The organism is Bradyrhizobium sp. Ghvi (assembly GCF_900115265.1).
GTDB lineage: Bacteria > Pseudomonadota > Alphaproteobacteria > Rhizobiales > Xanthobacteraceae > Bradyrhizobium.
The window spans coordinates 310,191-329,429 of sequence record NZ_FOVU01000007.1; the positions used below are offsets into that span (position 1 = coordinate 310,191).

The window sequence follows — 19,239 nt, forward strand, 5'->3', positions numbered from 1 at the left end:
CCACCTTGGCCGACAACAGGAAAATGGTGGGCACGGCGCAGAACGCCTTTGCCCACCCGACTACGCGGTTTTGCACGCTACGCGACGACGCGGTTGTGCACGCTTCCTCACCGCGCCCGATCGGCAAACTCATGCTTGCTGTCGTGACCGCCGATGAAGGCCAGGATGCCGGCGATCAGGGGCAGCACCGCGAGCACCAGGAGGCCGGTCGAGGTCTGGCCCGTGGCTTCCTTGACCCAGCCGATCAGATAGGGCCCGCCGAAACCGGCGAGGTTGCCAACCGAGTTGATCAGGGCGATGGCGCCGGCCGCGGCCGTGCCTGACAGCCAGGCGGTCGGCAGCGTCCAGAATACGCCGAAGCAGCAGAACACGCCGATCGCGGCGACCGTCAGGGTCACCATCGTCATGGTGGGGTCGGTGAGGTAGGAGGACACGCCGAGCGCGACCGCGGTGAGCAGCAGCGGTGCGCCGACATGCATCACGCGCTCGCGCGTCGCATCCGAGTGCCGCGCCCACAGGATCATCGCGATGGTGCCGAACAGAAACGGGATCGCGGTGACGAAGCCGGTCTGGGCATTCGTGAGGCCGAACGCCTTGACGATCTGCGGTAGCCAGAACTGCATGCCGTAGAGCGCGCCGACGAAGCCGAAATAGATCAGGCTGAGCGCGATCACCTTCGGGGAGGACAGCGCCTGGCCGAGCGAGGGATGTTTCACGGCCTGCTTGATGGCGATTTCCGCATCGAGTTTGGCCTTGAGCCAGGCCTTTTGCTCGGCCGAGAGCCAATCCGCCTTCTCCGGCCTGTCGGTGAGATAGAACCAGGTGACGATGCCGAGCAGCACCGAGGGAACGCCCTCGAGGATGAACAGCCACTGCCAGCCCTTCAGACCCATGGCGCCGTCGAGCCCGAGCAGCAGTCCCGAGATCGGCGCGCCGATCACGGTCGAGACCGGCACGGCGATGGCGAAGGCTGCGAGGAAGCGGGCGCGATATTCGGCCGGATACCAATAGGTGAGATAGAGGATGATGCCCGGGAAGAAGCCGGCCTCGGCGACGCCGAGCAGGAAGCGCAGGACGTAGAAGCTCGTGACACCGCTGGTGAGCGCCATCAATGCCGAGATGATGCCCCAGGTCACCATGATGCGGGCGATCCAGCGGCTGGCGCCGAACTTTTCCAGCGCCAGGTTGCTCGGCACCTCGAAGATGAAATAGCCGATGAAGAAGATGCCGGCGCCCCAGGAGAAGATCAGTGGGGTGAACTTCAACTCGGCATTCATGATCAGCGCGGCGAAGCCGAGATTGACGCGGTCGAGATAGGAGAAGAAGTAGGCCAGCACCAGGAATGGGATCAGGCGCCAGGAGATGGCGCGGATGGTCGAGGTCTCGATGGCGCTTTTCGCGCCGGCGGAGCCGGTATAGGTCGTGGTCTGGCTCATGGTTTCCCCCAGGGTTGTTGCTTTTATGGGCTGATTGGCGGTTTTGAGCATCGCGGGCGAAGAGTCAATGGAAGCCATCCACGGAGCGCCGCCGGTCAACACCATTGCACCGAGACGGAGGAGGCTGATCCGGGCTGGACTGGCCCTGCTTGTGATTGCCTGCGGGCTGGGCTTGCGCTGGTGCGGCTTTCCGCTCGGCTTCCCCGCTTTCGTCGTAAAGTATGGCGGCTCACTGCTATGGGCCACGATGGTGTTTCTGCTGGTCGGAGTGTTGCTGCCGCGGCTGACGCGGACGCAGATCGCAACCACCGCGATCATGATCGCGGTTTTGGTCGAGTTGTCCCGGCTGGTGCACACGCCCTGGCTCGATGCGTTCCGCCTCACGACGGCCGGCGCGTTGCTGCTCGGGCGCATCTTCTCGCTGTGGAATCTGGTGGCTTATGCAGTCGGGATTGCGTTCGGCGTTTGGATCGATTGGCTCGCACAACTGCGTAGGGTGGGTTAGCTCCGCGGATTGCGCGAAGCGCAACCGCTGGGCGTAACCCACCTCTTCTGTCTCCGCAGAAATAGACGATGGTGGATTACGCATCGCTGATCCACCCACAAAACCAATTCACTCCGCCAATTGAAACCGCTCGAACCGATCGAGCTCATCCTCGATCTTCTGCTTGAGCTCCCTGCGGCCGGCCGTCTTCTTCCCCTGCCCGATCCAGGTCCATTTCTGCATCAAGAGCTTTCCGGCCTGCCGGTCGGTTTTGAGATCGAGCGCTGCGACGATCTCGTCGCCAACGAGCACGGGCAGCGCAAAGTAACCGAGCTTGCGCTTGGACTTCGGCACATAGGCCTCGAACAGATGGTTGTAGCCAAAGATGAGATTGGTGCGCTTGCGCTGGATGATCAGCGGATCGAACGGCGAGAGGATGTGAACGAGATCGGACGACACCTCATGCGGCTCGAGCGTCGCAGGCATAGCCCAATGCTCCTGTTTGCCGGCACCCTCGATCGCGACGGGCACGAGCTCGCCGCGGCGGACGCGCGCGGCGATCAGGGCTGCAACCGCCTTCTTGCTCGGTGCATCGAGATGACAGACCGAATCCAGGCTCACCACGCCCTGCGAGCGTAACGCGCGGTCGAGCAGATAGGCCGTGATCTCCTTGGGCGAGGCCGGCTTCGGCAGCTTGTCCCAGCCGAAATGCCTGATCATCAGATCATAGGTCTTGAGCATGCCCTGGCGCGCGCTGATGGTCGCGACGCCGGTGTAGAAGGCGAGCTGAAGCGCGCGCTTGGAGGGCTTGCGGGTCTGCCACAGATGCTCCTTCTCGGTGAGCACGTCGTCCTCGATGTCCCGGATCGTCAGCGGCCCGGCCCGCAACAGCCGCATCACCTTGCGCGTGTCGGCCGGCGTCACCGAGGCATACCATTTGTGCCCCTCGCGCTTGTGCTCGCGCATCGCCGGCAGGAAGAAACGAAAATCCCCCGAGGGAACATAGGACAGCGCATGGGTCCAGTACTCGAACACGCTCTTGTCGACGCTCTGCGCGTGACGCAGATCGGCGCGGCGATAGGACGGGATGCGGCTGAAGAGGATGTGATGATGGCAGCGCTCGATCACGTTGATGGTGTCGATCTGGACGTAGCCGAGATGGGCAACCGCCTCGGTGACGGCTTGCGCGCCCTCTCCGAACGGCGCGCGCGTGTCGAGCCGCTGGGCGCGGAGCCAGATCTGCCGGGCCTGTGTCGTCGGGAGTGGAAAGGGTTTGGGTGCGCGGGACATTGCGGAAGGCAATGTAGCGGGATTCGCTCGGAGAGAAAGGCCGGGACCGCAAACAAAAGAAAAAGGCCGCGCTGCCAATCTGCTGACGGCGCGGCCGGATGATGGTGCGCGTTGCGCCTACTTCATCATCATCGCCTTCTGCGACTTCATGTAGTGCATGCAGGCGCCCTTCATCTTGCCATTGCTCATGTCGGTGTTGGCCATGGCCATTTCCTTGTTCGCCGCCATCTTGGCCGGCGTGTCCGGGGTCCCGCCCATCATGGCGGCAGACTTCATCATGTTGTCCTTGGTGCACGCCATCATGGCGGCGGATGCGGGGGATAGCGAAAAGGCGAACGCGACAAAGGCTGCGGCGGTGAGCAAGGTCTTCATCGAAAAGTCTCCTTAAGTAAAACGAAACCGGCGTCATGCCGGCATTCGCAACTACGTATTCTCTACCGACAACGTTTCGCGGAGAAGACATTTTTTTGCGGCCCGCGCGACAATGGGATCGGCCGGCCACTTGACGGGCCGACACGACTGTTTCCGCCCGCGCCTCCGCAATCGGGTATTTGGATGGACAGGACGATGCCCGCGACGCACAGTCCGGCAACCATCCAGGCTCGATTCGAAAGCACATCACTTGAGTAGCAAGAAGGCGGGAACGGCGTGGCGGCATGCCAATATCGGCCGCCTGCTCAACAACGCGGTGCGACGCTTCGAGGCGCGCGTGCTCGAGCTGATGAGCGACAGGGGACACGACGAAACGCGCATCGCGCATGTCAGCCTGACCCGCAATCTCGATGTGGAGGGGACACGGCTGACGGAGCTCGCCCGCCGCGCCTCGATGAGCAAGCAGGCGATGGGCGAGTTGGTCGACCAATGCGCCGAGCTCGGCCTCGTGGACCGCATTGCCGATTCTACCGACAAGCGCGCGCGTATCGTCATGTTCACCCCGGCCGGACTTGAATGGCTGGATGCATTCCGCGAAGCCGTCGACATCGCCGAAAATGAGATGCGCAGCGAGCTCGGCAAGACAGCCATGGATGCGATCCTGAAGGGCCTGGCGGCCTACGGCGCGAAGTTCGACACGCTCGACGAGGACATTTAGTCAGGCTGCTTGACGATATCGTCAGGCTCCCTTACCATGCAGGATAATGCTGGTAGGGAGATACGTCTTGAGAAGCGCCTTGGAGGCACGTCTGACGGCCTCGGTGCTCATCGTGGGCGGGGGACCATGCGGGCTGATGCTGGCCAACGAGCTGGGCCGGCGCGGCGTATCCGCGATCCTGGTCGACGAAAAGCCGGGCACGGCCTTCAACCCGCAAGCCAATGCGACGCAGGCGCGGTCGATGGAGCACTATCGTCGGCTGGGCTTTGCCGATGAGATCAGGCGCGAAGGCCTGCCCACGGATTATCCGACCGACGTTGCATATTTCACTCGCTACACCGGCCACGAACTCGCGCGCTTTGCCTTGCCGTCATCGTCACGCGCAAGCGAACTCGTCAAGGGCTTGTCGGGCTCCTGGAGTGCGGCGGAGCTGCCGCATCGGGTCTCGCAGAAATATGTCGAGGCCGTGCTGCGTCGCCATGCCGATCGGCTTCCCGGGATCCAGCTCAACTATGGCCATCGGCTGATCGGCTACGTCGAGAGCGACGACGGCATCGTCGGCGAGATCGAACGCCTCGATGATGGTAGCCGCTCTCAGGTCCAGGCCGGCTTCCTCGTCGGGGCCGATGGGCCGCGCTCGATGGTCCGGCAATCGCTCGGGATCGTCTATGGCGGCGAGACCGGGACGCAGCGTGATTTCATGGGTGGCCGCATGTTGGCCGTCTATCTCCGTTCACCGGAATTCTACGCGAGCGTCCCGCACGCCAAAGCGTGGATGTACAATTGCTTCAACGGCGACCGCCGCGCTTTCATGGCCTCGGTGAACGGGCGCGACGAGTTCGCATTTCATACGCAGCTTCGGCCCGGCGAAGATGAGAACGCGATCACGACCAATGAGGCCAAGGCCGCGTTCCAACGCGCCTGCGGCGCGCCGATCGAATGCGACGTGCTGTCCTTCCTGACCTGGACCGCAGGTCACGCGCTGGTCGCGAACGGGATGCAGCGGGGCAGAACCTTCCTCGGCGGCGACGCCGCGCATCTGTTCACGCCGACGGGCGGGCTCGGCTACAACACGGCGATCGAGGATGCAGTCAATCTCGGCTGGAAGCTCGCCAGCGTCGTCAAGGGCGCCAGCCCGGCAGCGCTGCTCGACACCTATGAGGTCGAGCGGCGTCCGGTGGCGCTTCGCAACACCAATTATGCGCGGCGCTTCGCGGATTCGCTCGGTCTGTTCACACCCGCGCCGGAGATCGAGCTCGACACGGACGAAGGCCGCGAGGCCCGGCGGATTGCGGGCGCCTATCTTGAGCAGCACGCCCGTGCCGAATTCAACATCCCCGGCGTGACCTTCGGCTGCCGCTACGACGGCTCGCCGATCATCGTCTCCGACGGCAGCCAGCCGCCACCCGATGCCGCGAACGTCTATGTGCCGACTGCCTGCCCCGGCGGCCGTGCGCCGCATGTGTGGCTGGAAGACCGTGCGTCCTTGTACGATTTGTTCGGGTTCGAATGGACACTGCTGCAGTTCGGCGAGGTCGCCTCGGCCCAAGCTGCGGTCGCCGATGCCATCGATAAGCTTGGCGTCGACGTGAAGCTGGTCACGCTGTCCCCAGCCTTGCGCGATCTCTATGACGCCGATCTCGCCTTGATACGTCCGGACCAGATCGTGGCCTGGCGCGGTGCCGCTTCGCAGGCCGGAACGATCAGGCACGTCCTTGCGCGCGCGCTCGGATATGATGCGAACCACGCGACGCGACTGGCAAGCTGATTCGTGTGCGGCACCCCGGGCCGCGGCCCTAGTCAGGAACGCTCAGCGGCTGTCCCGTGGCGCCTTGGGCCGGTCACTGAGGCTGCCGGTGGCGATGTCGGGTTCGCAATTGGCCTTGCCGCGCCCCTCCGACTGGCAGCGATAGACGCTGCCGGTGAGACGGTCGACCAGCCACATGTTGTCGTCGGTCGGCGCTTCGAAGCCGACATAGCGGCTGGTAAGCCCCGTGATCAGCGTCGAGAGCAGGATTGCGACCGCAATCATCGCCGCACCGATGTAGATGGGCATGGCATTCAGAGACACAGTCCGATCAGGCGGGCCGCTGCGATAGAGCTGATAGTCACTTGGCCTCGGCACTGGATGGAACTCGGCTCCCCTCGTCTGCAATTGTCGGATGAAATTGCTTGCTAGGCGCGCATCTGGCCGAAAGCTTGTCCTTGAACGGACCATGCCGCGACCGCTTTGCGACGAACGGCGTACATAGGTTTCAACAATACTCTCCCGCGTCTGCATGCGCCGGGAGCGAAAGTACCGGTTCCCTGAGGGAGCCAGCGTAAGCCGGAAGCCCTGGCCACGAACGTGACAAAGATCACATTCGAGCATTTGAACCTTCCCTATGCTCGCCGCATCAAATCGCCATCAGGCGTTACAGCGAGGATACGACAATGACCCATTTCAGTAAGTCTTTTGGACTGAAGGCGATCACGCTCACCGCCGCGCTGTCGCTGACGGCCGGCCTGGCTTTCGCCGGCGACACCAATGTCTCCACCAGCCAGATCCTGGACGCGTTGAAGCCCAAGCCAGTCACCCGTGGCCTGTCCGCTGGTCCGCAGGTCGATCCGACGGCGCAGGCCAAGGAAGCGACCTTCCTGAATACCGTGCGCAACCGGCCGACCCGTTCGCTCTCGATGGGCGAACGCGATCAGATCGCCGAGCTCGCGGCGTCCAAGCCGAAAATCGATCTGGAGATCCAGTTCGACTACAACTCGGCCGATATCGCCAAGACTTCCGTCGCCTCGGTGCAGGCGCTCGGCAAGGCGCTGTCCGATCCGTCGCTGAAGGGCTCGACCTTCGTCGTCGCCGGCCATACCGACGCGATCGGCACGGAGGAGTACAATCAAGGCTTGTCGGAGCGCCGCGCCGACACCATCAAGAAGTACCTGGTGCAGAACTACGGCCTCAATGGCAACGACCTCGTCACGGTTGGCTATGGCAAGACCAAGCTGAAGGACGCCGCCAACGGCGCCGACCCGATCAACCGTCGCGTCCAGGTCGTGAACATGGATACCAAGACGGCGTCGAAATAATTGCGGCAATCGACACCGCCTGCCGCGACAGCGGCGGGCGGTTTTCTGTCGTCAGATCCAGCTCTGAAACAGCATGAGCTTATTGAACATCTGCATCGACGTGCCGACGAAGGCGGCTGAAATCGGTAGCATCGCCGCAAAGCCGATCCCGGCAACGCCGACATAGGCCCACAGCACCCAGCGCGGCAGGCCGTCTCTGCGCAGCAGATAGACGAGCGCAAGCGAAGCTGCGGTGGCGGCCGGCAGATAATAGTAGATGAAGCCCAGCGTGCGCGGCAGCAGCGCCCAGGCAAGCCAGGGCCCGAAATAGAACGCCGCGATCAAGAACGCATCCCAGCGACGCGCAACGATGAAGTCGCGCAGCACCACGACAAGCGCGAGCAGCGCCGGCCACAGCACCAAGGGATTGCCGAGGAAGACGATCGCCGCCACGTTGTCGTCTGTCGTCTTGTCGAACAGAAACCAGACCGGCCGCGCCAGCAAGGGCCAGGAGGGCCACGAGCTCATATAGGTGTGGCCGCCGATCGCGGTGGTGGTGTTGTCGGCGAAGATCCGGCGCTGAGCCTCGATCAGATCCGGCAGCGACAAGCCATAGAGCGGAACGAAGGCGGCGAGATAGGTCACGGCCGGCAGCAGCGCGAAGCAGAGCGCGGCATGATGCGCCCTGAATGCAGGCCAGAGATCGGGGCGGTACCAATCGCCTGGTTTGGCATCGGCAAACAGCGCGTGCCAGCCCTGCATCAGACGAACCACCGCAACGATGACGATGCAGACGCCGAGCGGAAACAATCCGCTCCATTTGCAGGCGGCAGCGAGACCGAACAGGCTGCCTGCGAGCGCGAACAGCGCCTGCGGCCGCTCGCGTCGAAAGCCGTGCATGAAGGCAGCGATGGCGAGCAGGCCGAAGCCGAGCGCAAAGATGTCGAGCATCGCGATGCGCGCCTGCACATAGAGCATCTGGTTGAACGCTGCGATCAGTGCCGCCGCGATCGCGGGCCCTTGTGCGGAGAACAGCGCGAGGCCGCAGAGATAGATCGCGACGATTGCGAGCGCACCGAACAACGTCGCCGGATAACGCCAGCCGAATGAATTGTCGCCGAAGGCCGCGATCGAAGCTGCGATCAGCTCCTTCGCCAGCGGCGGATGCATCGGATTGAGCATCGGTTGCGTCGCCGTGGAGCCGAGCATCTGCCGTGCAGCCGGCACATAGTGCACCTCGTCGAAGACGAATTTTTCCGGTGTCACCAGCCCGATCAGCAGCGCGAAATGAGCGGCTAGGAAGATCGCGACAGCAATCACTGCGCTTCGCGACGCCGTCGGAACCGCATGTGCTTCGCGCGACGGCTGTGGGGCTATTTTGCGTGGCAAATCTACGTCACCGCGAATAAAAAATGACTCAGCCGATCCATTGAACGCATTCTGCCGCAACTGTCACTAAGCTAACGCTCGTCCCGCGTCGTTTGTGATAATTCCGCCACAACACAAGCGTGCGCGATCCGGTACGATCAGGGACCTCGATCGGTTACAAAATGAATTTACGTTTTCTGCTTTTCCCCACACTGCTATCGGCCGCATTGTGCGCTGCGCCTGGTGCGCAGGCCCAGACGCGCGTCGGCGAAGCCGTCCTGGTCCAGAACGAGGTGGTCCGCGTCGCCGCGACCACGACGCCCATCAGCGTCGGCGACAGCATGCTGCGGGACGAGACCGTGCGCACCGGCGCCGACAGCGCCGCGCGCTTCGTGATGGCCGACAGCACCAATCTGTCGCTCGGGCCGAGCGCGACGCTGAAGCTCGACCGCACCGTCTTCAACGACGAGCACAGCTATCGCGACGTCGCGATCCGCATGGCCACCGGCGCCTTCCGCTTCGTCACCGGCCATTCGCAGAAGACCGCCTACAAGATCACGACGCCACTCGCGACCATCGGCGTACGCGGCACCACGCTCGACATCCTGTCACAGCGCGGCCGCTCGGTCGTGGTGCTTCAGGAGGGCGCGGCCAGCGTCTGCACGCTGAACTTCCAGTGCATCCAGCTCACTCAGCCCGGCGACACCGCGGTCATCACCTCGACCGGCGGCAAGATCTCCATCATCAAGAGCAACACGCCGCCCTGGACCTTCGCGGCCAACTGCGCCGCCAATGCCGGGCTTTGCGCCGTCAACCAGTATGCCGACGCCTCACCGATCATTAGCCCCGCCGTCCATGACGACGGCATGCTGTGCGGACGCTGATGATGATGCCCGGCGTCAAGAGGCTCGTCCTGGCCGGCGCATTGGCTGCGATTGCTGCCCTTGCGCTGTCGACGTTCATCGTCCATCCAGCCGCGGCTGCGAGCACTTGCGAGTCCGAATGTGGCTCGCCGACCCCCTATCCGTCACCAAGCCCCTCTCCGTCGCCGAGCCCATCACCGACCCCGAATCCGAATCCGTCACCGAGTCCCACGCCGACAGGTGCCGATTCCAGCGGCAACGCAGTCAATGGGCTCGCGGGCCAGCGCTTCAACCAGATGATCACCAACCGGGTGCTCGGAACGGTGCTGCTTGGCGTCAACGAGCAGGTCAATTGCAGCGACTGCGTCAGCGCGTTCGGCTCGGCGGGCTCGTTTTCGGCCGGCATCCACGGCCGCAAGGAACTGACGCCCAATCTGTCGCTGCTGGCCGGTCTCGCCTACACGCAATACAGCGAGGGCAGCTACCACATCACCAGCGCGCCGATTGGCGCCTTCGCGCTACGCTATGATTTCACCGATTGGGGCTCGTCGCGTCCGTTCTTCGATGTCGGCACGATCCTGACTCCATGGGAGAAGGCGCGCTACACCCGCAGTTACAACACCAGCCTCGGCCCGGTGACGGTAACGAGCTCGACCAACGCCGCGAACTACGCAGTCTATGGCCGCGCCGGCTGGATGAGCCGCCTGTCACCGCGCGACGAGGTCGCGGCCTCCATCGAGGTCTGGCAGCTCTGGCAGCGCGTGTCGGGTTACGCGGACAACACGGCCGCATTCAATCCGTTCGACGCCACCGTTGCTGATGGCACCGACCGCACCAGCCTGGTCAAGATCGGCGGCCAATGGACCCATCTCTTCGCCGGCAATATCGAAACCAACCTCAATGGCGGCTGGGTGCAGTCGTTCGCCAGCCATAGCGGCATCGTCGCCACCGTGACCGGCGACGGCACGGTGGTGCCGACGATGGGCAACCAGGGCTGGTTCGAATATGGCGGCCGCCTCGGCTTCCGCGTGCAGAAGGGCTGGGTCGTGGACGTCTTTGCCAATGGCACGCTCGGGCCACAGCCGGTGGGCAACACCATCCACGGCGGCGTGGGGCTGCGGATTAATTATTAGGGCATGCAAACGGTCTCGTAGGGTGGGTTAGCCCTGCGATTGCGCAAAGCGCAATCGCAGGGCGTAACCCACCTCTTTCATCTCCGCGGTCACAGACGTGGTGGGTTACGCCTTCGGCTAACCCACCCTACGACACCTGTGTTGCCGCTACGCCGCAGACTTGCCCTCGAACGCTCGCCGCAGGACCTCCACATCCAGCTTCACCATCTTCATCATGGCCTGCATCGCGCGGGCGCCAGCGGCCCTATCCGGGCTCGACAGGAACTCGAACATCACCTTCGGCACCACCTGCCAGGCCACGCCCCAGCGGTCCCTGAGCCAACCGCACTGCTCTTCCTTGCCGCCATGAGCCAGGAACGCGTTCCAGACGCTGTCGACCTGAGCCTGATCGTCGCAATGGATCATCAGCGAGATCGCGTGGGTGTATTCCATTTTCATGCCGCCGTTGAGTGCGACGAGGGGCTGTCCGGCCACCGTGAACTCGACGACAAGCACCGAGCCCTCCTTGCCGGACGGACCATCCGATACGTTGCGCTGAACGTGCGTGATCGCTGAATTCGGTACGAGCGAGACGTAGAACTTCGCAGCTTCCTCGGCATCGCCGTTGAACCACATGCAGGGGACCAGCTTGGACATCGTGAATGCTCCTCTTCAGATTTCGATCAGGCGTTCGCCAAAACCGGCTTCGCAGGGACGGCTGCCATGTCCAGCCAGTTCACACCCCACATATGGCCGTCCGGATCCTCAAAGCTGCGGCCATACATGAAGCTGTATTCGTCCTTCGGGCTGGGATCAGCCACTCCGCCCGCAGCCTCGGCCCTGCCGACGATCTCGTCGACCTCGTTCCGGCTATCGGCGGACAGGCAGAACAGCGCCTGGTTCGAGGTCCTTGCGTCGGCGATCGGCTTCGGCGTGAATTGACGGAATTTGTCGTGGGTGGTCAGCATCGCGTAGATGGTCTCGGAAAAGACCATGCAGCTCGCCGTGTCGTCGCTGAATTGCGGGTTCCTGATCGCCCCGATCGCCTCGTAGAAGGCAGTCGCTCGCCTGAGATCGGTCACCGGCAGATTGAGGAAAATCATCCTGGGCATCAAAAGCTCCTTGGGTGGGTTCTGCCCAAGGACGGACGGCCGGGCTGCCACCCGACACCGCTTCAGAATAATTTTTTGCGCGCTATCTGCGAGGCTCGATGGCACCGAACCCCGCACGGCTTGGCCAGCTTACGTCTTCTCGTTCGGATCGCGATGAACAGGGTCGATCCACAACACGGTCTCGGGCTTCTCGACCGGCTCGATGTCGAGGTTGATCGCGACCGCCTCCCCGTCGCTGCGCACCAACACACATTCCAGCACCTCGTCGGGGCTGGCGTTGATCTCCTGGTGCGGCACGTAGGGGGGCACGAAGATGAAATCCCCGGGGCCGGCCTCGGCGGTGAACTGCAGGCTCTCGCCCCAGCGCATCCGCGCCTTGCCCTTCACCACATAGATGACGCTTTCGAGATGGCCGTGATGATGGGCGCCGGTCTTGGCGTCCGGCTTGATGCTGACCGTGCCTGCCCACAGTTTCTGGGCGCCGACGCGGGCGAAGTTGATCGCGGCGGCGCGGTCCATGCCCGCGGTCGAGGGCACGTTGGTGTCGAGCTGATTGCCGGGAATGACGCGGACGCCGTCATGTTTCCAGCGATCGTCGTGATCGTGGTCATGGTGAGAATGCGAGTGATCATGGCCGGTCATATTCTCGTGCTTTCTGTTGGTTCCGTGCGCGGCAAGCTAGCCCAAAGCTGCATGCGCAAGCCATAGCAAAATCGGAACCCTCGTAGCCGCCAGACGTTGTCCTCGCTGGTAAACTGCAAGGAGAGTTTCATGGGTAGCACGACCGACAAGATCAAAGGCAACGCCAACGAAGCCATCGGCAAGGCCAAGCAGGGTATCGGTGAAGCCACCGGCTCCGAACGCATGAAGGGCGAAGGTGCGGTCCAGGAGGTGAAGGGCAAGGGCCAGCAGGCCATGGGCGATGCCAAGGACGCCGCCAAGGATGCGATTGATCGCGCCGCCGCATCAGCACGTCGCGCGACGGAGTAACCCCAGTCTGACTGAATGTGAAAAGACCGGCCGAAAGGCCGGTCTTTTTGTTTGTGTTGAGCTCTGTCCGTCATAGCCGGGCTTGACCCGGCCATCCACGTCTTGGCCACACGAACGAAGTACGTGGATGCCGGGGACAAGCCCGGGTGACGGCCGAAGATTATTTCACGCCAAGCAATTCGACATCGAACACCAACGTCGCATTCGGCGGGATCACGCCGCCGGCCCCGCGCGCGCCGTAGCCGAGCTGCGGCGGGATGATCAGCGTGCGCTTGCCGCCGACCTTCATCGTGGCAACCCCCTCGTCCCAACCGCCGATGACGCGACCCTTACCGATCGGGAATTCGAACGGCTCGTTGCGATCGACGGACGAGTCGAATTTCTTGCCCTTCTGGCCGTTCTCGTAGAGCCAGCCGGTGTAGTGCATCACGCAGATCTGGCCGGGCTTCGGCGAGGCGCCGGTGCCGACGACGCTATCGGTGATCTGCAATCCTGAAGCTGTGGTCATGGTCTTTCCTGCGGTCTGGGCCGAGGCCGTGGTGGAAACGAATATCGATGCGCTGCCGATCGACGTGATCGCGAGTGCCGACATGATGGCGAGGAGCATGCGCTGAAAACGCTGCATAAGACACCTTCCGTTTGAGGCCGAAGGTGTCTAGCGCAACGAGCCCATGGTTTCCACCCCTTTAGACCTCGATATTTTCCAGCCGCACCGGCAGCTTGCGAATGCGCTGGCCGGTGGCGTGATAGATCGCGTTGCAGATCGCCGCGTTGGTGCCGACGTTGGCGAGCTCGCCAAGCCCCTTCGCGCCAGCCGGGTTGATGTGATCGTCCTGCTCGGAGATCAGGATCACCTCGACACCAGGCACATCCGCATTCACGGGCACGAGATAGTCGGCAAAATTGTCATTGACGTAGCGCGCGGTGCGTTCGTCGATCTCGGTGGCCTCCAGCAGCGCCGAGGACATGCCCCAGATCAGACCGCCCATGAGCTGGCTCCGCGCCGTGCGCGGATTCAAGATGCGGCCAGCCGCGAAGGCGCCGACCAGCCGGGGGCAGCGAATCTCGTGGGTGAAGCGGTTGACGCGGACCTCGACGAACTCGGCACCGAAGGCATAGGCGATCTTGTCCTTCATGGCGGCGCCGCCGACCAGCCGCGCGTGGCCGCTATGCATGGCTTTGAAGGAATCCAGCGGCGCGCCTTCCGGCTTCCACTCGCCATATTCCTCGACCACACCAACCCCGAGCGCGTCGAACGCCTTCTCCAGATCGAGTGGACGATCACTCTTTGCCGCTTGGGTCGTCGGCGTCTGGCCGATGCCGACCGTTTCCTTGGCCTTGTCCGTGAGGCTTTCGTTCGGCATCAACGCCTTGAACAATCTTTGGCGGACCTGGTCGCATACCATCATCACCGCCGAGCACGTGCTCGCCGTGGAATTGGAGCCACCCGCGACCGGAGCTGGCGGCAGGTCGCTGTCGCCGATAAAGACGGAGACCTTCTCCAAGGGAACACCGAGCCGCTCGGACGCGGTCTGGGCGATGATGGTATAGGCGCCGGTGCCGATCTCATGGCCGGCGATCTCGACGCGGGTGCGACCGTCGCGCTGCAGACGTACGCGCGCCGCCGACGGCGCCATCTGCGTCGGATAGCAGGTGGCCGCGCAGCCATAGCCGATCAACCAGTCGCCATCGGACATGGATTTCGGCGCGGCCGAGCGCTGAGCCCAGCCGAAGGCTTTGGCCGCTTCGTCGAAACACGCCATCAGCGCGCGCGATGTATAGGGCTTGCCGCCAATCGGCTCGTTGATGGTGTCGTTGACGCGGCGGAGCTCGACCGGATCCATATTGAGCTTCACGGCAAGCTCGTCCATCGCGCTCTCCAGCGCGAACAGATACGGCACCTCCGGCGGCGAGCGCATGAAGCCCGGCGTGTTGCGGTCGGCCCTCACGATCGACACCAGGCTGTCGACATTCGGGCAGGCATAGAGCCGCGTGGTGGTCTTGGTACCGCCGACGCAATAGGGATCGGCGCGCGAGGAGACCTCGGCGCCTTCGTGCCTGAGCGCGACGAGCTTGCCGTCCCGGCTCGCGCCGAGCTTGATCTCGTGCCGCGTCTCGGCGCGATAGGTTGCGATGGTAAAACCCTGGTCGCGGGTCGGGACCAGCTTGATCGGCCGGTTCAGCCGCCTCGCGATACCGGCGATGATGGCGGTCCGCGGCGTCATCGAGCCACGCGAACCAAAGCCACCGCCGACGTAGGGATTGACCACCCTCACCTTGTCGGCATCGATGCCGAGCTGCTCGGCAACGCCGTTCTTCAGGCCATAGACATACTGGCTTGGCTCGTAGATGACGAGATCGTCGCCCATCCAGACGCAACTCGTCGAAAACAGCTCCATCGGATTGTGGTGCTGCGTGGGGGTATCGTACGAAGCGGTGAGCTTCACCTCGGCCTCGTCGAATGCCTTGGCGAAATCGCCGACTTGTGGGTCTTCCTTGAATTGCCCGTTCTGGCCTTTCGCTGCGGCTTTCGTCGTTCCCGGCGAGTCGAAGCTCGCAGCCGGCGTGATCGCCGTGTAGCTGACCTTGACTCGATTGGCCGCCTCGCGCGCGGCCTCGTAGCTCTCCGCGACGACCACCGCGATGATTTCTCCGTCATGGGCGACGTCCGCCGATTTCAGCGGCTGGATCGTGGTGCCGGCATAACCACCATTGCTGAAGAGTTTCGATTCCTTCAGCTTGGGCGCATTCTGGTATGTGACAATGTCGATCACGCCACGCACGCGTTTGGCGTCGTCGAGTTCGAAGCTGTTGATGCGGCCTTTAGAGATTGCGCTGGTGACCAGGAACGCATAGGCCGGATTGTCCAGCGGCATGTCGGAGCCGTAGGTCGCCCGCCCCGTGACTTTTGCGACCGCATCATAGCGCGGCACGGGCTGCCCCATATTCGCCTTCGGCTCGGGAGCTGCAGCGGTCATGGTCAGATCTCCATCGTTACGGCCTGCTGGAGCGCGCGTGCTACCACGCGCTTGCCGAGCGCGATCTTGAAACCGTTGTGCTGGCGCCCCCTGGCGTCTGCAAAAGCGGCATCGGCGGCGCGCTGCGCCAGAGCGTCGTCAAACCTTTGGCCCTTCAGCAGCGCTTCCGCCTCGCGCGCACGCCAAGGCACTGTGGCAACACCGCCAAGCGCGACGCGAGCATCACTGATGGTGCCGTCCTGTACGTCGAGCGCGACCGCGGCCGACGAGAGTGCAAATTCATAGGACTGGCGGTCGCGCGCCTTCAGATAGACCGAGCGTGGCCAGCGGCCGGGAATGACGAACGCCGAAATCAACTCGCCCGGTTGAAGGGTAGTCTCGATCTCGGGCGTGTTGCCGGGGGCCTTGTGCAGCTCCGCAAACGGCATGCTGCGGGTGCCGGATCTACCGGTAATCTCGATCGAGGCGTCCAGCGCAATCAGCGCCTGGGCAAAATCGCCGGGATAGGTGGCGATGCACTGGTCCGAAGTGCCGAGTACCGCATGCATGCGGTTGACGCCATCCATCGCGGCACAGCCGGAGCCGGGATTGCGCTTGTTGCAATTCTCGTAGGAGACGTCGCGGAAATAGCTGCAGCGCGTCCGCTGCATCACGTTGCCGCCGAGCGTCGCCATATTGCGAAGCTGGGCGCTGGCCGCGAGTTTCAAGGAGTTTGCTACGACCGGATAGTTGCGCTGGATCTCATCATGCGCGGCGACATCGGACATTTTCGCGAGCGCGCCGAGGCGGAGGCTCTCACCGCCGGGATCGACTGCCGACCAGCCCTCCGAAAGCGGATTGATGTCGACGATCGCGGCGGGCCGCATCACGTCGAGCTTCATCAAATCGATCAGCGTGGTGCCGCCGGCAAGCGGCTGTGCGGCTGCCTTTGTCAGCGGATTGTTGGCGGCCGCGGCGGCGCTAAGCACCTGCACGGCCATATCAGGGTCTGTCACCCTCTGATATGAAAACGGTCGCATACGCCTAACCTTTCATGATCTCGGGCGCGGCCTGCTTGATGGCAGCGACGATGTTGGGATAGGCGGCACAGCGGCAGATGTTGCCGCTTATGTACTCGCGGATGTCGGCATCGCTGCCGGCGTGCCCCTCCTTCACGCAAGCGATCGCCGACATGATCTGGCCAGGCGTGCAATAGCCGCATTGGAAGGCATCGTTGTCGATGAAGGCCTGCTGCATCGGATGCAAATGGTCGTCGGTCGCAAGGCCTTCGATGGTCGTGATCTCCTGCCCTTCGGCCGCAAGCGCCAACGTCAGGCACGACACCACGCGGCGGTCTCCGATCAGCACGGTACAGGCGCCGCATTGACCGTGATCGCAGCCTTTCTTGCTGCCGGTGAGCTTGAGATGTTCGCGCAGGGCATCCAGCACCGTGGTTCGCGCATCGAGGCTCAGGCGCTTGTCCTTGCCATTCACCCGCAACGTGACGTCGACGGGAAGCGATGGATCCTGCGCCGTCACCGGCCGCGCGTCCTGCGCGGCCGCGCGCGCCGTCATCGGAACAAGAGCGCTACCGGCAGCGCCCGCCATGAAGGCGCGCCTGTCGAATCCGGACGATCGGGAACTTGAATGTTCGGGCATGGACGGCCTCCGCCGCTGGTCTGCAACAAGCAGCGCGCGCCCGCGCCACTCATCGCCCCATAACCTCAAGCAATGAGCTCCGTTCCGCACAAGAAAGGGCGACGCAGCAAGATGCCGCGTCGCCCTCGTCAACTTTTCCTGATCCCGTGCGAGGAACCTCGCGACGATCAATAACCGAGCGCGCAGCCGTCCTTGCGCGGGTCGGAACCGCCGGTCAGCGTGCCCTTGTCCCAGTCGATCCAGATCGCCTGGGCGCCGCCGAGCGGGCCGACCACGCTGCTGGTCTTGTGGCCGAGCTTCTTGAGGCCTTCGACGACAGCGACCGGCACGCTGTCCTCGAGCTGATACTGGCCCTCGTAGTGCAGGCCGCGCGGCATATCGATCGCCTCCTGCACGTCGCAGCCATAGTCGAGGATGTTGGTCAGGAGACGGGTCTGGCCGGTCGGCTGGTACTGGCCACCCATGACCGCGAACGACACCGTCGAACGGCCGCCCTTGGTGAGCAGGCCCGGCATGATGGTGTGCAGCGGACGCTTGCCGCCTTCGATGCAGTTGGGATGGCCCGGCTGGATGCGGAATCCGCCGGCGCGGTTCTGGAACAGCACTCCGGTCTTGTTGGAGACGATGGCCGAGCCGAAGGAATGCGCGACCGAGTTGATGAACGAGCAGACGTTGCGGTCCTTGTCCACCACGGTGATGTAGATGGTCGAGGGATTCATCGGCGGCGCAACGTTCGGCAGGTCGAGCATTCCGTCCAAGCGGATCTTGCTGATGTACTCGTCGGCAAAGCCCTTCTCGAGCATCTCGGCGACGTTGATCTTCATGTGCTCCGGAGAGGCAACATGCATCTCCCGGTTCATGTAGGCGATGCGCGCAGCTTCCGCCTCGAGATGGAAGCGCTCGACGCTGACGGGCGCGTGCTTCGTCAGGTCAAACCGCGACAGGATGTTGAGCATCAGGAGCGCGGTGACGCCGGGGCCGTTCGGCGGGCACTGCCAGACGTCGTAGCCCTTGTACATCGTGCCGATCGGCGTCGTGACTTCCGTGCTGTGCGCGGCGAAATCGTCCAGCGAGTGCAGGCCGCCGATGCCGCGCAGGGTCTCGACCATGTCTTCCGCGATCGGGCCCTTGTAGAACGCATCGCGGCCGTCCTTGGCGATCGCACGCAGCGTCTTGCCGAGTTCGGCCTGACGGATGACGTCGCCCGCAACCGGCGGCTTGCCGCCCGGCAACAGGTAGCGGACGGTGTTGGTGCCGCCCTTCAGCTTCTCGAACTGGTTTTTCCAGTCGAAGGCGACGCGGGGCGCGACGACATAACCTTCCTCGGCCGCCTTGATCGCTGGCTGCAGCAGCCGGTCGAAGCCGAACTTGCCGTGGTCGCGCAGCACGGTCGCGAAGGCATCGATCACGCCGGGGATCGAAACCGCATGCGCCGAAGTCAGCGGCACCGAATTGATCTTGCGCTCGAGATACCAGTCGGCGTTCGCCGCCATCGGCGCGCGGCCCGAGCCGTTATAGGCGACGATCTTGCCCTCGCCGCGCGGCTGGATCAGCGCGAAGCAGTCGCCGCCGATGCCGGTCGATTGCGGCTCAATCACGCCCAGCAAAGCAGAGCCCGCCACCGCCGCGTCCACCGCCGTGCCGCCCTCGCGCAACACCTCGATCGCGGCCAGTGATGCCTGCGGATGCGAGGTCGCCACCATCGCGTTGGTGGCGTGTACGGTGGACCTGCCGGGGAAATGGAAGTTTCTCATCGAATTCTTGCTCTTTCTCAGACCGGGGGCGCGGATGGTCCGCCATCCCGGAACAAGGCTTACATGACAT

At 63.6% G+C, this 19,239-nt stretch carries 20 protein-coding genes; 7 read left to right on the plus strand and 13 right to left on the minus strand.

From position 1 onward, the window contains the following. Nucleotides 1-107: 107 nt before the first annotated feature. Nucleotides 108-1,436, minus strand: a complete 1,329-nt coding sequence (locus BM374_RS26310; protein ID WP_092299033.1) for an MFS transporter — start codon at nucleotides 1,434-1,436, stop codon at nucleotides 108-110. Nucleotides 1,437-1,512: 76 nt separating this feature from the next. Between BM374_RS26310 and BM374_RS26315 the strand changes: the two genes are divergently transcribed. Next, a complete protein-coding gene (locus BM374_RS26315; protein ID WP_502689461.1) occupies nucleotides 1,513-1,941 on the plus strand; it encodes a ribosomal maturation YjgA family protein in 429 nt (142 codons plus the stop codon). 108 nt (nucleotides 1,942-2,049) lie between these two features. On the opposite strand, the gene BM374_RS26320 is transcribed toward BM374_RS26315, so the two are convergent. Further along, a complete protein-coding gene (locus tag BM374_RS26320; RefSeq protein ID WP_092298815.1) occupies nucleotides 2,050-3,210 on the minus strand; it encodes a winged helix-turn-helix domain-containing protein in 1,161 nt (386 codons plus the stop codon). Between the two features lie 117 nt (nucleotides 3,211-3,327). Next, nucleotides 3,328-3,582: a hypothetical protein gene (locus BM374_RS26325; protein WP_092298817.1), complete on the minus strand. Its 255-nt coding sequence runs from the start codon at nucleotides 3,580-3,582 to the stop codon at nucleotides 3,328-3,330. A gap of 250 nt (nucleotides 3,583-3,832) precedes the next feature. On the opposite strand from BM374_RS26325, the gene BM374_RS26330 reads away from it, so the two are divergent. Both BM374_RS26330 and BM374_RS26335 read left to right on the plus strand, forming a co-directional pair. Beyond that, nucleotides 3,833-4,300, plus strand: a complete 468-nt coding sequence (locus tag BM374_RS26330) for a MarR family winged helix-turn-helix transcriptional regulator (protein WP_177248540.1) — start codon at nucleotides 3,833-3,835, stop codon at nucleotides 4,298-4,300. 46 nt (nucleotides 4,301-4,346) lie between these two features. Next, nucleotides 4,347-6,068 (plus strand): FAD-dependent oxidoreductase, encoded by a 1,722-nt coding sequence (locus tag BM374_RS26335; RefSeq protein WP_092298823.1) that lies wholly within the window; start codon nucleotides 4,347-4,349, stop codon nucleotides 6,066-6,068. Between the two features lie 42 nt (nucleotides 6,069-6,110). On the opposite strand, the gene BM374_RS26340 is transcribed toward BM374_RS26335, so the two are convergent. Beyond that, a complete protein-coding gene (locus BM374_RS26340; RefSeq protein WP_092298826.1) occupies nucleotides 6,111-6,356 on the minus strand; it encodes a hypothetical protein in 246 nt (81 codons plus the stop codon). 377 nt (nucleotides 6,357-6,733) lie between these two features. Here BM374_RS26340 and BM374_RS26345 point away from each other — a divergent pair, with 377 nt between their 5' ends. Further along, a complete protein-coding gene (locus BM374_RS26345) occupies nucleotides 6,734-7,375 on the plus strand; it encodes an OmpA family protein (RefSeq protein ID WP_092298829.1) in 642 nt (213 codons plus the stop codon). Between the two features lie 51 nt (nucleotides 7,376-7,426). Here the strand turns inward: BM374_RS26345 and BM374_RS26350 are convergent, their stop codons facing one another. Then, on the minus strand, nucleotides 7,427-8,731 hold the full coding sequence (locus tag BM374_RS26350; RefSeq protein WP_092299036.1) for a phospholipid carrier-dependent glycosyltransferase: 1,305 nt from the start codon (nucleotides 8,729-8,731) through the stop codon (nucleotides 7,427-7,429). Between the two features lie 173 nt (nucleotides 8,732-8,904). On the opposite strand from BM374_RS26350, the gene BM374_RS26355 reads away from it, so the two are divergent. Both BM374_RS26355 and BM374_RS26360 read left to right on the plus strand, forming a co-directional pair. Then, a complete protein-coding gene (locus tag BM374_RS26355) occupies nucleotides 8,905-9,606 on the plus strand; it encodes a FecR family protein (RefSeq protein ID WP_092298832.1) in 702 nt (233 codons plus the stop codon). Then, complete coding sequence (locus BM374_RS26360) at nucleotides 9,606-10,718, plus strand: hypothetical protein (protein WP_177248545.1); 1,113 nt, start codon at nucleotides 9,606-9,608, stop codon at nucleotides 10,716-10,718. Before BM374_RS26355 ends, BM374_RS26360 begins: the two co-directional genes overlap by 1 nt. 147 nt (nucleotides 10,719-10,865) lie before the next feature. Here the strand turns inward: BM374_RS26360 and BM374_RS26365 are convergent, their stop codons facing one another. From BM374_RS26365 to BM374_RS26375, 3 genes are all read right to left on the minus strand, one after another. After that, nucleotides 10,866-11,354 carry a VOC family protein gene (locus tag BM374_RS26365; protein ID WP_092298837.1) on the minus strand — a complete coding sequence of 163 codons (489 nt, stop codon included), beginning with the start codon at nucleotides 11,352-11,354 and terminating at the stop codon, nucleotides 10,866-10,868. A 26-nt stretch (nucleotides 11,355-11,380) separates the two neighbouring features. Continuing rightward, nucleotides 11,381-11,809 (minus strand): VOC family protein, encoded by a 429-nt coding sequence (locus BM374_RS26370; protein ID WP_092298840.1) that lies wholly within the window; start codon nucleotides 11,807-11,809, stop codon nucleotides 11,381-11,383. Nucleotides 11,810-11,938: 129 nt separating this feature from the next. After that, entirely contained in the window at nucleotides 11,939-12,451 is a 513-nt protein-coding gene (locus tag BM374_RS26375) for a cupin domain-containing protein (RefSeq protein WP_092298843.1), read from the minus strand. 129 nt (nucleotides 12,452-12,580) lie between these two features. Here BM374_RS26375 and BM374_RS26380 point away from each other — a divergent pair, with 129 nt between their 5' ends. Further along, nucleotides 12,581-12,799: a CsbD family protein gene (locus BM374_RS26380; RefSeq protein WP_092298846.1), complete on the plus strand. Its 219-nt coding sequence runs from the start codon at nucleotides 12,581-12,583 to the stop codon at nucleotides 12,797-12,799. 160 nt (nucleotides 12,800-12,959) lie between these two features. On the opposite strand, the gene BM374_RS26385 is transcribed toward BM374_RS26380, so the two are convergent. The 5 genes from BM374_RS26385 to ggt all read right to left on the minus strand — a co-directional run bounded on the left by BM374_RS26385 (nucleotide 12,960) and on the right by ggt (nucleotide 19,169). Further along, nucleotides 12,960-13,352: an FKBP-type peptidyl-prolyl cis-trans isomerase gene (locus tag BM374_RS26385; protein WP_244552698.1), complete on the minus strand. Its 393-nt coding sequence runs from the start codon at nucleotides 13,350-13,352 to the stop codon at nucleotides 12,960-12,962. Nucleotides 13,353-13,485: 133 nt separating this feature from the next. Continuing rightward, nucleotides 13,486-15,777, minus strand: a complete 2,292-nt coding sequence (locus BM374_RS26390; protein WP_092298852.1) for a xanthine dehydrogenase family protein molybdopterin-binding subunit — start codon at nucleotides 15,775-15,777, stop codon at nucleotides 13,486-13,488. Nucleotides 15,778-15,779: 2 nt separating this feature from the next. Continuing rightward, the gene (locus tag BM374_RS26395; protein WP_092298855.1) at nucleotides 15,780-16,796 is read right to left on the minus strand and encodes an FAD binding domain-containing protein; all 1,017 of its coding nucleotides are present in this window, start codon (nucleotides 16,794-16,796) and stop codon (nucleotides 15,780-15,782) included. Between the two features lie 4 nt (nucleotides 16,797-16,800). Beyond that, on the minus strand, nucleotides 16,801-17,364 hold the full coding sequence (locus BM374_RS26400; RefSeq protein WP_092298858.1) for a (2Fe-2S)-binding protein: 564 nt from the start codon (nucleotides 17,362-17,364) through the stop codon (nucleotides 16,801-16,803). Between the two features lie 218 nt (nucleotides 17,365-17,582). Beyond that, nucleotides 17,583-19,169: a gamma-glutamyltransferase gene (ggt, locus tag BM374_RS26405; protein WP_092298861.1), complete on the minus strand. Its 1,587-nt coding sequence runs from the start codon at nucleotides 19,167-19,169 to the stop codon at nucleotides 17,583-17,585. Nucleotides 19,170-19,239 lie beyond the last annotated feature (70 nt).

Bases quoted from the DNA above. Each gene is read 5' to 3' on its own strand.
- BM374_RS26310 (WP_092299033.1), bottom strand. From the start codon at position 1,436: ATGAGCCAGACCACGACCTATACCGGCTCCGCCGGCGCGAAAAGCGCC.
- BM374_RS26320 (WP_092298815.1), bottom strand. From the start codon at position 3,210: ATGTCCCGCGCACCCAAACCCTTTCCACTCCCGACGACACAGGCCCGG.
- BM374_RS26325 (WP_092298817.1), bottom strand. From the start codon at position 3,582: ATGAAGACCTTGCTCACCGCCGCAGCCTTTGTCGCGTTCGCCTTTTCG.
- BM374_RS26335 (WP_092298823.1), top strand. From the start codon at position 4,347: ATGCTGGTAGGGAGATACGTCTTGAGAAGCGCCTTGGAGGCACGTCTG.
- BM374_RS26340 (WP_092298826.1), bottom strand. From the start codon at position 6,356: ATGCCCATCTACATCGGTGCGGCGATGATTGCGGTCGCAATCCTGCTC.
- BM374_RS26345 (WP_092298829.1), top strand. From the start codon at position 6,734: ATGACCCATTTCAGTAAGTCTTTTGGACTGAAGGCGATCACGCTCACC.
- BM374_RS26355 (WP_092298832.1), top strand. From the start codon at position 8,905: ATGAATTTACGTTTTCTGCTTTTCCCCACACTGCTATCGGCCGCATTG.
- BM374_RS26360 (WP_177248545.1), top strand. From the start codon at position 9,606: ATGATGATGCCCGGCGTCAAGAGGCTCGTCCTGGCCGGCGCATTGGCT.
- BM374_RS26365 (WP_092298837.1), bottom strand. From the start codon at position 11,354: ATGTCCAAGCTGGTCCCCTGCATGTGGTTCAACGGCGATGCCGAGGAA.
- BM374_RS26370 (WP_092298840.1), bottom strand. From the start codon at position 11,809: ATGCCCAGGATGATTTTCCTCAATCTGCCGGTGACCGATCTCAGGCGA.
- BM374_RS26375 (WP_092298843.1), bottom strand. From the start codon at position 12,451: ATGACCGGCCATGATCACTCGCATTCTCACCATGACCACGATCACGAC.
- BM374_RS26380 (WP_092298846.1), top strand. From the start codon at position 12,581: ATGGGTAGCACGACCGACAAGATCAAAGGCAACGCCAACGAAGCCATC.
- BM374_RS26390 (WP_092298852.1), bottom strand. From the start codon at position 15,777: ATGACCGCTGCAGCTCCCGAGCCGAAGGCGAATATGGGGCAGCCCGTG.
- BM374_RS26395 (WP_092298855.1), bottom strand. From the start codon at position 16,796: ATGCGACCGTTTTCATATCAGAGGGTGACAGACCCTGATATGGCCGTG.
- BM374_RS26400 (WP_092298858.1), bottom strand. From the start codon at position 17,364: ATGGCGGGCGCTGCCGGTAGCGCTCTTGTTCCGATGACGGCGCGCGCG.
- ggt (WP_092298861.1), bottom strand. From the start codon at position 19,169: ATGAGAAACTTCCATTTCCCCGGCAGGTCCACCGTACACGCCACCAAC.